This is a genomic window from Duganella flavida, from assembly GCF_009857445.1.
Classification (GTDB): domain Bacteria; phylum Pseudomonadota; class Gammaproteobacteria; order Burkholderiales; family Burkholderiaceae_D; genus Rugamonas; species Rugamonas flavida.
Genome location: NZ_WWCN01000007.1, coordinates 68,941 through 81,262 on the forward strand (window position 1 = coordinate 68,941; position 12,322 = coordinate 81,262).

Genomic DNA, 12,322 nt, shown 5'->3' on the forward strand with positions numbered 1-12,322 from the left:
TTCCTATTAAGCTGCCAGCTTGGTGGCGATTGCGGATTCTTCTACGGCGTCGCTGCTGAAGCGTGCAGCCAGTGCGCACAGGGCGGATACCGCGACCAGCACGCCAAGGATGCTCAGAGTTTGTTGCACATCGCCAGTGCCCTTCATCAGGAAGCCTGCTGCGACAGCGCCTACATTGCCGCCAGCGCCGATGATGCCGGCTACGCCGCCCAGGGCGCGCTTGTCGACGAACGGCACCACGGCGTAAGTCGCACCGCAAGCCATGTGGGTGAACAGGCCGAAGAACAGCATGGCGGCGATAGCCAGCGTGGCGTTGCCAGCGTGGGCAAACATCAGCAGGCCAGCGCCTTCGCCCAGCATCAGCACGAACAGCAGGTTGACGCGGTTATTCAGATTGCCGGCGGCGGCGAATTTGTCCGAGGTCCAGCCGCCCAGTGCACGGGCGAACAGCGCCAGCAAACCGAAACTGCCTGCTGCCATGCCAGCTTGCGCCAGCGTCAGTTTGAAGTGGTCGACGTAGTAGGTGGCAGCGATGTTGTGGATGAAGATCTCGATACCGAAGCAAGCGCCGTAGGTGACGAACAGCAGCCATACGCGGTAGTTCGATGCAGCCAGTTTGAACGAATCCCAGCCGCCTTTCTTTCCCCCCTCAATCGTGATGCCGGCGGCACGCAGTTCGGCAAAGTTACCTTGCGGGCAGTCTTGCGTGAAGCGGTAGTAGACGCCGGCCATGATGATCATCAGGACGCCGGGCACGATCAGGGCAGCGCGCCAGCCGTAGCCTTCACCAACGCCCAGCATCACCATGGCGGCCATCAGCAGCGGCATGGCTGCTTGCGCTGCGCCGCCGCCGGCATTGCCCCAGCCTGCGGCGGCCGCGTTGGCGGTGCCCACCACTTTCGGCGCGAACATCACCGAGGTGTGGTACTGCGTAATCACAAAGCTGGCGCCGGCCGCGCCGATGGCGAGGCGGAAGAACAGGAAGCTCTCGTAGCTCTGCGCGAAGGCCACGCCGATCACCGGGATGGAACCCAGCAGCAGCAAGCCGGTGTAGGCTTTACGTGGGCCGAAGTGGTCGCACAGCGGACCGATAATCAGGCGCACAACGATGGTCACTGCCACCGCTGCGATGTTGATGTTGGCGATTTGCGCCACCGTCAAACCGAATTCGCCTTTAATCACCGGCATCAGCGGCGCGCAGGCGAACCATGCGAAGAAGCAGACGAAGAATGCCATCCAGGTCAAGTGGAACGCCCGCATCTGAGGCGTTGAAATCGAAAAGAGCTTGATGCTGGTAGCTTTGCTGGCCATTTTTTTATCCCGTTCAGAAAACAAAAAGGCGTCCGCACAACCACAGTCGCAAAGACCGGATTGGGCGGACGCCGTTGTCCTGCCAGTCCGTCCTTGGACCAGCTATGAATTCGTGTACTTCGGGGAGATCGCCGTTGATCCCTTGCCCTATGCATTGCAAGAGGTGTGCCAGCCTTGAAAATGCAGCGCTACAGGGGGAAAGAGCGATTCAACAACCGCGCAGGAGGCGCGACGGTGCGATGTTGCGGTGCACAGCGCACGCTATCGGTGCAATACGATGGTGCTATCCTCAAGAGATGAGCGCTACTAAATTTGAGACGATCGCCAGCTACCTGGCGGCTGTGGACGAGACCAAGGCGGGCACCCTTCGGTCTATCATTGACTTTGTCGCGGCCGAATTTCCGGCACTGAGCGTCAAGATGGCTTGGAACGTCCCGCATATTCATCGGGACGGTCAGTATGTGATGGGGCTAGCCGCATATAAGAAGCACCTGACACTTGCGCCGTGGAGCGTGTTTGTCATGGAGGACTTCAAGGACCGTCTCGCTCCACTGGTGGTGTTTAAGAATTGCTTCCAGATCCCGGTCGATTGGAAAATCGAACAGGACCTGCTGCGCGATCTGGTGCGCGCACGGCTGGCGGAGCTGGATTAGCACTAGCCCGCTGCTGCCAGCGCAGCGGCCACCATCTCATCGATCTCGCCGCTGATGTTGGACAGTACGCCCGCCACCACCGAGAACTCCTTGCCGGCCTGCCCTGCGCGCGCCGCCACGATGCGGGCGTTAAAAGCCACCATGCGCGCCTGGCGGTTGATGGTGTCAATATCCGTAATCACGCCACGCAACTGCTTCTTCATCAAGCGAGCGTGCAGCTTGGCCTGTTCTTCGTAGATGCCGGTGATTTGATTGAGAATCGCCAGCGTCGGCGTGGTGATGCTCACCAGCTCCCCCAGCAGTTCCGCGCTGTCGCTGACATCCTGCGCAATCGCGCGCAGCGTGCGCTCGGCCAGATCAGCAAACGCCGTGATGGCGCGGTCGCCTTGCAGCTTGCCGAAGTAAGCCTGCTCCAGCTCCGGGCAGAATACGCCCGGCAAGCCATCACCATCGGTCAGCAGCGATTTGTGCGCGGCGCGGAACAGCGCCAGCGTCTCTTGCGCAATCGCCGCTGCGCCGTCCTGCTGCTGCGATGCCAGCACGGCGTACAGCACCAGCCGCTGCGAGGTGAAGCGGCGACGCCCGGACAAATTAATCAGGGCGCCGAAGACTTCTCCCGGCAGTGGTTTGCCGCCATGCGAGCCGGCGGCGGGGGCGATAGGCGCATGCATATGCATCGTATTTCTCCTTTAGTTAAGCGGCTTTGGCGGGATGCGCCTGTTTCCGATACAGGAATTCCAGCACCGCAGTGCGATATTCCATGTACCTGGCATCCGACGCCAGCGCCACGCGGTCGCGTGGCCGCTCCAGCTGCACATCGACGATTTCACCAATGGTGGCAGCAGGGCCGTTGGTCATCATGACGATGCGGTCGGACAGCAGCACCGCTTCATCAACATCGTGCGTCACCATCACCACCGTGGACTTGGTGGCGGCGACAATCTTCAACAACTCATCTTGCAAGTGGGCGCGGGTCAGCGCGTCCAGTGCGCCGAACGGTTCGTCCATCAGCAGCACTTTCGGCTCCATCGCCAGTGCACGGGCAATGCCGACGCGCTGCTTCATGCCGCCCGAGATTTCATGCGGGCGCTTGGTTTCGGCAGGCGTCAGGCCGACCAGCGCCAGCGCCGCCATGGTGCGTTCCTTCAGCTGCACTTTGGTCTCGGTGGCGCCGAACACGCGCTCCACGCCGAGGTAGATGTTTTCGTAGCAGGTCAGCCAAGGCAGCAGTGAGTGATTCTGGAACACCACCGAGCGCTCCGGCGACGGTCCGGCGATCTCGCGGTTAGCGCACAGCAGCACGCCGTCGCTGGGCTTCAGCAAACCGGCGATCAGGTTGAGCAAGGTGGACTTGCCGCAGCCCGAGTGGCCAATCAGCGTAATGAATTCGCCCTTGGCGACTTTCAGGTCGATTTCACGTAGCGCGTGGAATACACCCTTCTTGGTGTGGAATACCATCTCCACGGCTTCGATATCGATGAATTTATCTTCCATGACCGCCGCTCCTTAGTTGGATACTTGTTCGTAGGTGAAGGCACGGGCCAGCGCTACCAGCGCCTGTTCGAGCAGCAAACCAACCAGGCCAATGGCGCCGATGGCGATGATGATGTGCGGGACGTTCAGGTTATTCCACTCATCCCATACCCAGAAGCCGATGCCCACGCCGCCGGTCAGCATCTCGGCAGCGACGATCACCAGCCACGCAGTGCCGATCGACAGGCGCACGCCAGTCAGCACAAATGGCAGCGCTGATGGCAGCAGGATCTTGGTCAGGATCTTCCACTCGGACAGGTTGAGCACACGGGCTACGTTCATGTAATCCTGTGGTACGCGCTGCACGCCGATGGCGGTGTTGATGATCATCGGCCAGATCGAGCAGATGAAGATCGACCAGATCGCAGCAGGGTTGGCCGACTTGAACACCAGCAGGCCAATCGGCAGCCAGGCCAGCGGCGACACAGGTTTCAGCAGGCTGATAATGGGACTAAACATGGCGTTCACAAATTGCACGCGGCCGATCAGGAAGCCCAGTGGAATACCGACCAGCGCCGCCAGGCCGAAGCCCATGCCCACGCGCTGCAAGGATGCCAGCAGGTTCCAACCGATGCCCTGGTCGTTAGGGCTGTTGCGATAGAACGGATCGGAGAACAGTTTGATCGCTTCTTGCAGCGTGGCGGCCGGCGTCGGGAAAGTGCTGTTTTTCACAGTGATGATCTGCCAGACCAGCACCAGCAAGGCTGCGCCCAGCAGCGGCGCGATGATTTTCAACGCGGTGGCCGAGATTTTTGCACGGGCGCGCGCCGTGGTGTTGGCGGCTAGCGGACGGCGTGGGCGACGAGCCGGCTTTTCGTCAGCTGCGGCAGCGGCGACAGGTTCGGCGCTGTCAGGTTTGAGCATGGCGTTCATGGCATCCTCCCGTCATCAGGCTTTGATCTTGAACGAGGCGGCGAACGCTTTCGGGTTCTTGCCGTCCCACACGGAACCATCCATCATCTTCGACGTACGCAGTGGGCTCTTAGGCACCGGCGTCTTGGTCATGGTGGCGGCATCCTTGAACAGATCGATCTGATTGACCGAGGTGGCCACGGCCAGGTAGTCAGGATCATCTTTCAGCAAGCCCCAGCGGCGGTGCTGCGTCATGAACCACATGCCATCCGACAGGTAAGGGAAGTTGACCGCGCCGTCGTTGTAGAACTTCATGTGATTCGGATCGTCCCAGGTCTTGCCCAGGCCATTCTGGTAGCGGCCCATGATGCGCTGGTCGATCGCATCCTTGCTGGTGTTGACGTAGGATTTATCGGCGATCACTTCAGCCATCTTGTTCTTGTTGGCCAGCGAGGAATCGATCCATTTGCCTGCTTCCAGAATCGCAGCCATCATGGCGCGGCAGGTGTTTGGATATTTTTTCGCGAATTCCAGCGTGGAGCCCAGCACCTTCTCCGGGTGATCCTTCCAGATTTCCTGGGTGGTAGTGGCGGTGATACCGACGCCGTCCATGATGGCGCGGTGATTCCACGGTTCGCCTACGCAGAAGCCATCCATATTCCCGACCCGCATATTGGCCACCATTTGCGGCGGCGGCACGGTAATGACCTTGGCATCCTTCAGCGGATTGATGCCGTTGGCGGCCAGCCAGTAGTAAAGCCACATGGCGTGAGTACCGGTCGGGAAGGTTTGCGCGAAGGTGTATTCGCGTGGATCGCTACGCATCAGCTTTGCCAGCGAGGCGCCATCGACGCCGCCCTTGTCCGCTACTTTTTTCGACAGCGTGATGGCCTGGCCGTTGTTATTGAGGCCCATCAGCACCGCCATGTCCTTCTTCTGGCCGCCGATGCCCATCTGTACGCCGTAAAGCAAGCCATACAGCACATGAGCTGCGTCAAGATCACCGTTGGACAATTTGTCGCGCACACCGGCCCACGAAGCCTCTTTGCTCAACACAAACTTGACGCCGTACTTCTTGTCGAAGCCCAGCACCGAGGCCATCACCACGGAGGCGCAGTCGGTCAGCGGGATGAAGCCGATCTTGATTTCTTCCTTCTCCGGCTTATCCGAACCTGCTGCCCAAACTCCCCCAGTCGACAAACCCAACATACTTCCCCCCGCTACAAGACCTGCACCATGAATGATTTTTCTGCGTGTTTCGTTGACGGCTTCCGTCTTCGGTGGCGTGCCTAGTTTCTTATAGTTCATGGTGCATCCCTTTTTGTAGTCGTCGATAACTATGAGCCAAAAAAAACGCCTACCCTCACGAAACGAATTCATGATTGGTAGACGTCGTTGTCTGGTGAGTCTTACCGCCGTTGGCAAGACACAGCCGCGCATCATTGCGCTTGCATACCGTTATGCAATGTCCATGCCAGCGGATTTACAGGGAAAAAGGGGCTTTTCAGGCAAAATGATGCACCGCTTTTGCGCGGTGCATCATTTTGGGTGGGCAGTTTTAGCCCAGCAGGTCTTCGACGTCGAGAATACGCTGGGCCACTTCGGACAGCTTGAGGTTTTTGCTCATCGCCATGGAGCGCAGCTTCTGGTAGGCCTGTTCCTCGGTGTAGCGCTGGCGCTCCATCAGCAAGCCCTTGGCGCGTTCAATCACCTTGCGCTCGGCCAGCTTGCTCTTGGTGTCACTGAGCTCGTCCAGCAGCTTCTGCTCGCGTTTAAACTGGGCTAGCGCCACTTGCAGCACCGGCTTGATGCGCTCTCCCTGCAGGCCGGCCACGATGTAGGCCGACACGCCCGCTTCCACGGCGGCTTCCATGCTTTCCGGGTCCTGGTCTTCGGTGAACATAACGATGGGACGGCGCTCGTCACGGGTGGCGATGACGATGTGTTCCAGCACATCGCGCGCGTCCGACTCGGCGTCGACGATGATCATATCGGGTTGCAGCTGGGCGATGCGCTCGGGCAGGTACATGTCCGGTGGCAGCGAGGCGATGATGTCGTAGCCCGCTTCCAGCAGGCCGATGCGCAGCACCCGCGCACGTTCGGCCTGTGCATGCAGCGACTCGTCATCCTCGTCATGGATGACGGTGTTGACAACGACGATACGCAAATTAGGCATGGCCGGCTTACGCATGGGAGTGATTCATGACTCTGCTGCAAGCAAGAATCAAACCAGTAATTTTGATGTGCATTTGCAGATTTTACGGCACAACGCACAACTCCTGCCAGACTATCCTCTAGCGTTGCATGCCCCAGCGGCGGATCGTCAAGGTTTCCAGTGGACGGAAAACCACGTTATCGACGATCAAGCCAATCAGGATGACGGCGGCCAAACCGGCGAACACCTTGTCGGTATAGAGCTCATTGCGGTTCTGGAAAATGTACCAGCCGAGGCCGCCCTGGCCGGCGGTGGTGCCGAATACCAGCTCGGCCGCGATCAGGGTGCGCCAGGCGAAAGCCCAGCCGATTTTCAGGCCAGAGACGATAGATGGCAGCGCTGCCGGGACCAGGATGTGCAGTACAAAACGCAGACCGGTGAGGCCGTAGTTGCGGCCGGCCATACGCAGAGTGTCAGGCACGGACTGGAAGCCGGCGTAGGCGCCCAGCGCCAGCGGCCACAGCACGGCATGCACGATCACGAACAGCAGGCTGGCTTTGCCGAGGCCGAACCACAGCAGTGCCAGCGGCAAGAGCGCGATAGCAGGAAGCGGGTTGAACATGGCGGTCAGCGTTTCCAGCAAGTCGCGGCCGATACGGGTTGACGCAGCCAGCGCGGTCAGGGCGAAGGCCGCAAGGATGCCGATTACATAGCCTTGCAGCAGGACGGTGAGCGAGACGCGTACACGGTCCAGCAGTTCGCCACTGGCGATTCCTTCAATGAAGGCTTGCGCGGTTTGCAGGAAGGTTGGCAACAGCAGATCGTTGGCCTGCCAGCGCGCGACGGCTTCCCACACGGCGGCCAGCAGAGTGAGGATGACGGCCTTGCGTAGCCAGCCCTGCTGCCACAAGTTGCGCGCTAGCGGCAGCGCCGGCGCAGCAGGCCGCAGCACGGGCGGCATGACGCTATATTCGCGCTCTTGACGAATCGGCGGATCGAGAACGAGGCTCATGGCGCAACCCCTCGCCCGTCATTCCCGCGCACGCGGGAATCCATAGACCGCTTGTCCGCACGCTCAGCATAGGCACCGGCTTGCGCCGGTGCGACGGCGCCTGCGGCCGCGTCGTCCGCGCCGAACAGCAATCCATGGATGCGTTGCGAGGCCGCCTGAAACTCCGCACTGCCCGCACTCGCCAAATCAAACTGATGGCTATTCAACTCCGCCCTCACCTGCCCCGGATGCGGCGACAACAGCAAAATCCGATTCCCCACCACCAGCGCCTCCTCAATCGAATGCGTGACAAACAGCAGCGTAAAGCGCAGCTCTTCCCACAAGCGTCCCAGCTCCTCCTGCATCTTGCGCCGTGTGAGCGCATCAAGCGCCGCAAACGGCTCGTCCATCAACAGCACCTCCGGCTGCATCGCCAGCGCGCGCGCAATCGCCACCCGCTGCTTCATGCCGCCTGACAGCGTGTGCGGATGCGCATTCTCAAATCCGCTGAGGCCCACCTTGGCTATCCAATGCATGGCCCGCTCGGCCGCCTCGTGACGACTCACACGCTTAGTCATCAGCAGCGGGAACATCACGTTCTCCTTCACCGTCTTCCAAGGCGGCAGCTGGTCGAACTCCTGGAACACCACGATGCGATCCGGTCCAGGCCCGCGCACCTCCTCGCCATTGATCGAGATACTGCCCGCCGCTGGCTTGATGAAGCCCGCTGCCGCCTTCAACAAGGAAGACTTGCCGCAACCCGAAGGCCCGAGCAGCACAAAGCGATCACCGCGATACACATCGAAGCTGACGTCGTGCGTGGCGCGCGTGCCGCCGTATTCGAGGCTCACGCCATCGGCACGCAGCAGCGGTGCGATGCCGCCGGTAGGGCTGACGACCTGCAGGCTCATGACCCGGCCGCAATCACAGGATCTTCAAAGAAGTAATCGCGCCAGCTGGCTGGCTGCTTCTTGATCGCACCAACGCGGTACAGAAACTGCGCCAGGCCATAAGTATTCTGCGGCGCGACGCTGAAATTCACCTGCGGGTTCTTGATAATCTTCAGCAGCAGCTCACGATCCACCTTGGCCTTGCTGATGCGCAGATACGTATCCGCCGCACCTTCAGGATTTTTGGCGATGTACTGCGCCGCTTCTGCCAATGCAGCGGTGAAGGCGCGATACGTTTTCGGATTCTCGTTGCGGAACTTCTCGGTTGCATACAGCACCGTGGCGGAGCTAGGCCCGCCCAACACATCGTAGGAATTCAGAATGATGCGCGCATTCGGATTCGCCGCCAGCTCCTGCTCCTGGAACGGCGGATTGCCGAAGTGACCGTTGATCTCCGTACCACCAGCAATGACGGCCGCCGCTGCATCCGGATGCGGAAGCGTCTGCGTAAATTTGTCCAGTCGTGCAAACTCCTTCTCGCCCCACTGCTTGGCCGCAGCGTACTGCAAAATGCGCGACTGCACCGACACCGTCACCGCAGGAAGCGCAATGCGATCCTTCTCGCTCAGGTCCGCGATCGACTTCACTTTCGGATTGGTGCTCACGAGGTAGTAAGGGAAGCTGCCCAGCGACGCCACGCCCTTCACATTCTGCTTGCCGTTGGTGCGGTCCCAAATCGTCAACAGCGGGCCGACGCCAGCGCCGGCGATATCGATAGCGCCCGACAGCAGCGCATCATTCACCGCCGAACCGCCCGACAACTGCAAGCGCTCCACCGTGATATCGACACCAAGCTTCTTGCCCTGCTTTTCAATCAGCTGCTGGTCCTGCGCCACATTAAGCAACAGATACACCACGCCGAACTGCTCGGCGATACGAATGCGTCCTTCGGCCTGCGCGGGTGTAGCGGCAGCGAGCGAGAGGGCGAGAACAGCGGCGGTCAATCTGAACATGGTCATCCTCTTCGAAGAGTTAGAAAGGCACATCGCCTTCAATGGTGGTGCGATACAGCTTGCGGCGCAGATGATCGGGCGTGCCACCGGCAAGGTGCATCAGCGAACGGTTATCCCAGAACACCAAATCATGCGGCGCCCAGCGATGGCGATACACATGCCCCGGCTTCACGCTATGCGCGAACAACTCGGCGAGCAGCGCGCGGCTCTCGTCTTCAGGAAGGCCGACGATACGGGTAGTGAAATGCTCGCTGACGAACAACGCCTTGCGGCCCGTCTCCGGGTGCGTGCGCGCTACCGGATGCTCGACCGGCTTGACCTCATCGATCTGCGCCTGCGTCAGCGCGGGGCGGAAGGGGCTGCGGCGGCGCAGCTCTTCATACTGCGCGAGATAACTGTGCTCAGCGCGCGCGCCTTGCACCGCATGGCGCAGCGCGGCCGGCAGCGTGTCGTAGGCGAGGTGCATATTGGCGAACAGGGTGTCGCCACCTTCCAGCGGCAGCTCCTGCGCGTGCAGCATCGAGCCGAGACTGGGCGTCTCTTTGTATGAAAGGTCCGAGTGCCAGAAATGGCCGGCATCGCCCAGGCCGAGCGGCTTACCGTTCTCGATGATATTGGAAATGATCAGCACTTCCGGATGGGAAGGCAGCTGGAAATTGCGCAGCACATGAATCTGCAGCGGGCCGAAGCGGCGGCTGAAATCGACCTGCTGTTGCGGCGTGATGCGCTGATCGCGGAACACCAGCAGATGGTGATCCAGATGCGCTTTATGAATGCGCTGGAAGTCCCGCTGCGGCAGCGGGCGGTTCAGGTCAAGCCCAAGAATCTCCGCACCGAGCGGCGCATCGAACAACTCAACCTGAAAAGAATCCTGAAGAACGGCAGCCATGACACACTCTCTTGTAAAGATGTGCCATACAGTCTATGCCGCCGTCCTTATTTAGAAAACGAAGCTTATCCGATATCGTTATGCGGATTTTAGACGGTTTCGTACTTTGCCAAACGCTGCTGCACTGCGGGAGCCAGTTGATCCAAGGCGCTGACAGCGATGCCCATGTCTTGCAGCTTGCCGTCGTTGATGCCGTAGACCCAGCCGTGCACGGTCAGTTCCTGGCCGCGATCCCAGGCGTCGCGCACGATGGTGGTTTGCACCACGTTGTTCACTTGCTCGACCACGTTCAGTTCCACCAGGCGTTCCGAACGTTTCTGCTCGTTGACCACGCTCCCCAGATAGCGCTCGTGCTTCTGGTTGACGTCGTAGACGTGGCGCAGCCAGTTGTCGACCAGGCCGACGCGGGCGCCGGTCATGGCGGCGTGTACGCCTTTGCAGCCGTAGTGGCCGACGATGATCACGTGCTTGACCTTCAGCACTTCAATCGCAAACTGCATTACCGACAGGCAGTTCAGATCCGAGTGCACCACTACGTTGGCGATATTGCGGTGGACGAACACGTCGCCCGGGGCCAGGCCCAGCAGTTCATTTGCCGGCACGCGGCTGTCGGAGCAACCGATCCACAGGTATTCCGGCGCGGCTTGCGTGGCCAGTCGGTTGAAGAAGTCCGGGTCACGTTCAACTTCCGATGCGGCCCACTGACGGTTGTTCTCCAGCAGGTGGCGCAGGGGGGATGTGCTGTTTTTCAGGCTTTCCATGATGCTCCTCTCGTACATAAGAAGACCGCCGGTCTGCCAAAAAAGGCAGCGCGGCGGTCCGATGTTACCAAGCTTGCGTGACCGGCAAATTACTCAAAAAAGTCCTTCACCTTGTCGCGCCAGGTCTTCGTCTGTGGGCTGTGCTTGGAGCCGCCCTCAGTGGTGGATTTCTCAAACTCGCGCAGCAGTTCCTTCTGCTTGTCGGTCAGCTTGATCGGGGTCTCAACTGCCACGTGGCAGAACAAGTCGCCCGCAAAGCCGGAACGCACGCCTTTGATGCCCTTGCCTTTGAGGCGGAAGGTCTTGCCCGACTGGGTGCCTTCAGGGATCGTAAACGATACTTTACCAGACAATGTCGGCACTTCGATTTCGCCGCCCAAGGCTGCCTTGGCAAACGAGATCGGCATTTCGCAATGCAGGTCGTCACCTTCGCGCTGGAACACCGGGTGCGCCTTGATGTGGATTTCCACGTACAAGTCGCCCGACGGCCCGCCATTGGTGCCCGGCTCGCCGTTGCCGGACGAGCGGATACGCATGCCGTTGTCGATACCGACCGGGATCTTCACTTCCAGCGTCTTGTTGCGCTTGATGCGGCCCTGGCCGGCGCATGCAGCGCATGGCTCAGGAATGATCTTGCCGGTGCCGTGGCATTTCGGGCAGGTCTGCTGGATGCTGAAGAAGCCCTGCTGCATGCGCACCTGGCCGTGGCCGGCGCAGGTCGAGCAAGTCACCGGCGAGGTGCCTGGCTTGGCGCCGGAACCGTGGCAGGTGTCGCACTTGTCCCACGACGGCACGCGGATGGTGGTGTCGAAGCCGTGTGCGGCCTGCTCCAGGGTGATCTCGAGGTTGTAGCGCAGGTCGGCGCCGCGGTACACCTGCGGGCCCTGGCTGCGGCCGCGGCCACCGCCAAAGATGTCGCCGAAGATGTCGCCAAACGCATCGCCGAAACCGCCAGCGCCGCCGCCGCCGAAACCTGCGCCCGCATTCGGGTCCACGCCAGCGTGACCGTAACGGTCATACGCTTCGCGCTTCTCCGGATTGGTCAGCATTTCGTAGGCTTCTTTGACTTCCTTGAACTTGTCTTCCGCGTCCTTGCTATCCGGATTGCGGTCCGGATGGTACTTCATAGCCAGTTTGCGATAGGCCTTCTTGATCTCGTCTTCGGTTGCGCTCTTTGCGACACCGAGTATCTCGTAGAAATCACGCTTTGCCATATTGTCGTAACCTTGCTTATATTCTGTACTGATTTATGCGAAAAAGCCGAGCCGGCGGCA

13 protein-coding genes are annotated in these 12,322 nt (G+C 60.3%); 1 reads left to right on the forward strand and 12 read right to left on the reverse strand.

The genetic code is table 11. The annotated features are described in order from the left end of the window. Positions 1-6 precede the first annotated feature (6 nt). Positions 7-1,311 carry an MFS transporter gene (locus GTP46_RS12575; protein ID WP_161006983.1) on the reverse strand — a complete coding sequence of 435 codons (1,305 nt, stop codon included), beginning with the start codon at positions 1,309-1,311 and terminating at the stop codon, positions 7-9. Positions 1,312-1,607: 296 nt separating this feature from the next. Here GTP46_RS12575 and GTP46_RS12580 point away from each other — a divergent pair, with 296 nt between their 5' ends. Next, positions 1,608-1,964 carry an iron chaperone gene (locus GTP46_RS12580; protein WP_161006984.1) on the forward strand — a complete coding sequence of 119 codons (357 nt, stop codon included), beginning with the start codon at positions 1,608-1,610 and terminating at the stop codon, positions 1,962-1,964. A 2-nt stretch (positions 1,965-1,966) separates the two neighbouring features. On the opposite strand, the gene GTP46_RS12585 is transcribed toward GTP46_RS12580, so the two are convergent. The 11 genes from GTP46_RS12585 to dnaJ all read right to left on the reverse strand — a co-directional run bounded on the left by GTP46_RS12585 (position 1,967) and on the right by dnaJ (position 12,262). Next, the gene (locus GTP46_RS12585; RefSeq protein ID WP_229258924.1) at positions 1,967-2,641 is read right to left on the reverse strand and encodes a methyl-accepting chemotaxis protein; all 675 of its coding nucleotides are present in this window, start codon (positions 2,639-2,641) and stop codon (positions 1,967-1,969) included. 16 nt (positions 2,642-2,657) lie between these two features. Then, entirely contained in the window at positions 2,658-3,458 is an 801-nt protein-coding gene (locus GTP46_RS12590; RefSeq protein WP_161006985.1) for an ABC transporter ATP-binding protein, read from the reverse strand. A 12-nt stretch (positions 3,459-3,470) separates the two neighbouring features. After that, positions 3,471-4,370 (reverse strand): nitrate ABC transporter permease, encoded by a 900-nt coding sequence (gene ntrB, locus GTP46_RS12595; RefSeq protein WP_161006986.1) that lies wholly within the window; start codon positions 4,368-4,370, stop codon positions 3,471-3,473. A 15-nt stretch (positions 4,371-4,385) separates the two neighbouring features. Next, positions 4,386-5,558 carry a CmpA/NrtA family ABC transporter substrate-binding protein gene (locus GTP46_RS12600; protein ID WP_161006987.1) on the reverse strand — a complete coding sequence of 391 codons (1,173 nt, stop codon included), beginning with the start codon at positions 5,556-5,558 and terminating at the stop codon, positions 4,386-4,388. Between the two features lie 349 nt (positions 5,559-5,907). After that, positions 5,908-6,525 carry an ANTAR domain-containing response regulator gene (locus tag GTP46_RS12605; RefSeq protein ID WP_161007186.1) on the reverse strand — a complete coding sequence of 206 codons (618 nt, stop codon included), beginning with the start codon at positions 6,523-6,525 and terminating at the stop codon, positions 5,908-5,910. A gap of 118 nt (positions 6,526-6,643) precedes the next feature. Further along, on the reverse strand, positions 6,644-7,516 hold the full coding sequence (locus tag GTP46_RS12610; RefSeq protein WP_161006988.1) for an ABC transporter permease: 873 nt from the start codon (positions 7,514-7,516) through the stop codon (positions 6,644-6,646). Further along, positions 7,513-8,406, reverse strand: a complete 894-nt coding sequence (locus tag GTP46_RS12615; protein WP_161006989.1) for an ABC transporter ATP-binding protein — start codon at positions 8,404-8,406, stop codon at positions 7,513-7,515. Before GTP46_RS12615 ends, GTP46_RS12610 begins: the two co-directional genes overlap by 4 nt. Next, a complete protein-coding gene (locus GTP46_RS12620) occupies positions 8,403-9,398 on the reverse strand; it encodes an ABC transporter substrate-binding protein (protein WP_161006990.1) in 996 nt (331 codons plus the stop codon). The genes GTP46_RS12615 and GTP46_RS12620 overlap by 4 nt, the downstream gene beginning before the upstream one ends. 19 nt (positions 9,399-9,417) lie before the next feature. Beyond that, the gene (locus tag GTP46_RS12625; RefSeq protein WP_161006991.1) at positions 9,418-10,287 is read right to left on the reverse strand and encodes a TauD/TfdA dioxygenase family protein; all 870 of its coding nucleotides are present in this window, start codon (positions 10,285-10,287) and stop codon (positions 9,418-9,420) included. An 89-nt stretch (positions 10,288-10,376) separates the two neighbouring features. Further along, entirely contained in the window at positions 10,377-11,048 is a 672-nt protein-coding gene (gene can, locus GTP46_RS12630) for a carbonate dehydratase (protein WP_161006992.1), read from the reverse strand. Between the two features lie 89 nt (positions 11,049-11,137). Continuing rightward, entirely contained in the window at positions 11,138-12,262 is a 1,125-nt protein-coding gene (gene dnaJ, locus GTP46_RS12635) for a molecular chaperone DnaJ (RefSeq protein ID WP_161006993.1), read from the reverse strand. Between the last annotated feature and the right edge of the window lie 60 nt (positions 12,263-12,322).

Bases quoted from the DNA above. Each gene is read 5' to 3' on its own strand.
- GTP46_RS12605 (WP_161007186.1), bottom strand. From the start codon at position 6,525: ATGCCTAATTTGCGTATCGTCGTTGTCAACACCGTCATCCATGACGAG.
- ntrB (WP_161006986.1), bottom strand. From the start codon at position 4,370: ATGAACGCCATGCTCAAACCTGACAGCGCCGAACCTGTCGCCGCTGCC.
- GTP46_RS12575 (WP_161006983.1), bottom strand. From the start codon at position 1,311: ATGGCCAGCAAAGCTACCAGCATCAAGCTCTTTTCGATTTCAACGCCT.
- GTP46_RS12620 (WP_161006990.1), bottom strand. From the start codon at position 9,398: ATGTTCAGATTGACCGCCGCTGTTCTCGCCCTCTCGCTCGCTGCCGCT.
- GTP46_RS12590 (WP_161006985.1), bottom strand. From the start codon at position 3,458: ATGGAAGATAAATTCATCGATATCGAAGCCGTGGAGATGGTATTCCAC.
- GTP46_RS12600 (WP_161006987.1), bottom strand. From the start codon at position 5,558: ATGTTGGGTTTGTCGACTGGGGGAGTTTGGGCAGCAGGTTCGGATAAG.
- GTP46_RS12625 (WP_161006991.1), bottom strand. From the start codon at position 10,287: ATGGCTGCCGTTCTTCAGGATTCTTTTCAGGTTGAGTTGTTCGATGCG.
- GTP46_RS12585 (WP_229258924.1), bottom strand. From the start codon at position 2,641: ATGCATATGCATGCGCCTATCGCCCCCGCCGCCGGCTCGCATGGCGGC.
- can (WP_161006992.1), bottom strand. From the start codon at position 11,048: ATGGAAAGCCTGAAAAACAGCACATCCCCCCTGCGCCACCTGCTGGAG.
- GTP46_RS12580 (WP_161006984.1), top strand. From the start codon at position 1,608: ATGAGCGCTACTAAATTTGAGACGATCGCCAGCTACCTGGCGGCTGTG.
- dnaJ (WP_161006993.1), bottom strand. From the start codon at position 12,262: ATGGCAAAGCGTGATTTCTACGAGATACTCGGTGTCGCAAAGAGCGCA.
- GTP46_RS12615 (WP_161006989.1), bottom strand. From the start codon at position 8,406: ATGAGCCTGCAGGTCGTCAGCCCTACCGGCGGCATCGCACCGCTGCTG.
- GTP46_RS12610 (WP_161006988.1), bottom strand. From the start codon at position 7,516: ATGAGCCTCGTTCTCGATCCGCCGATTCGTCAAGAGCGCGAATATAGC.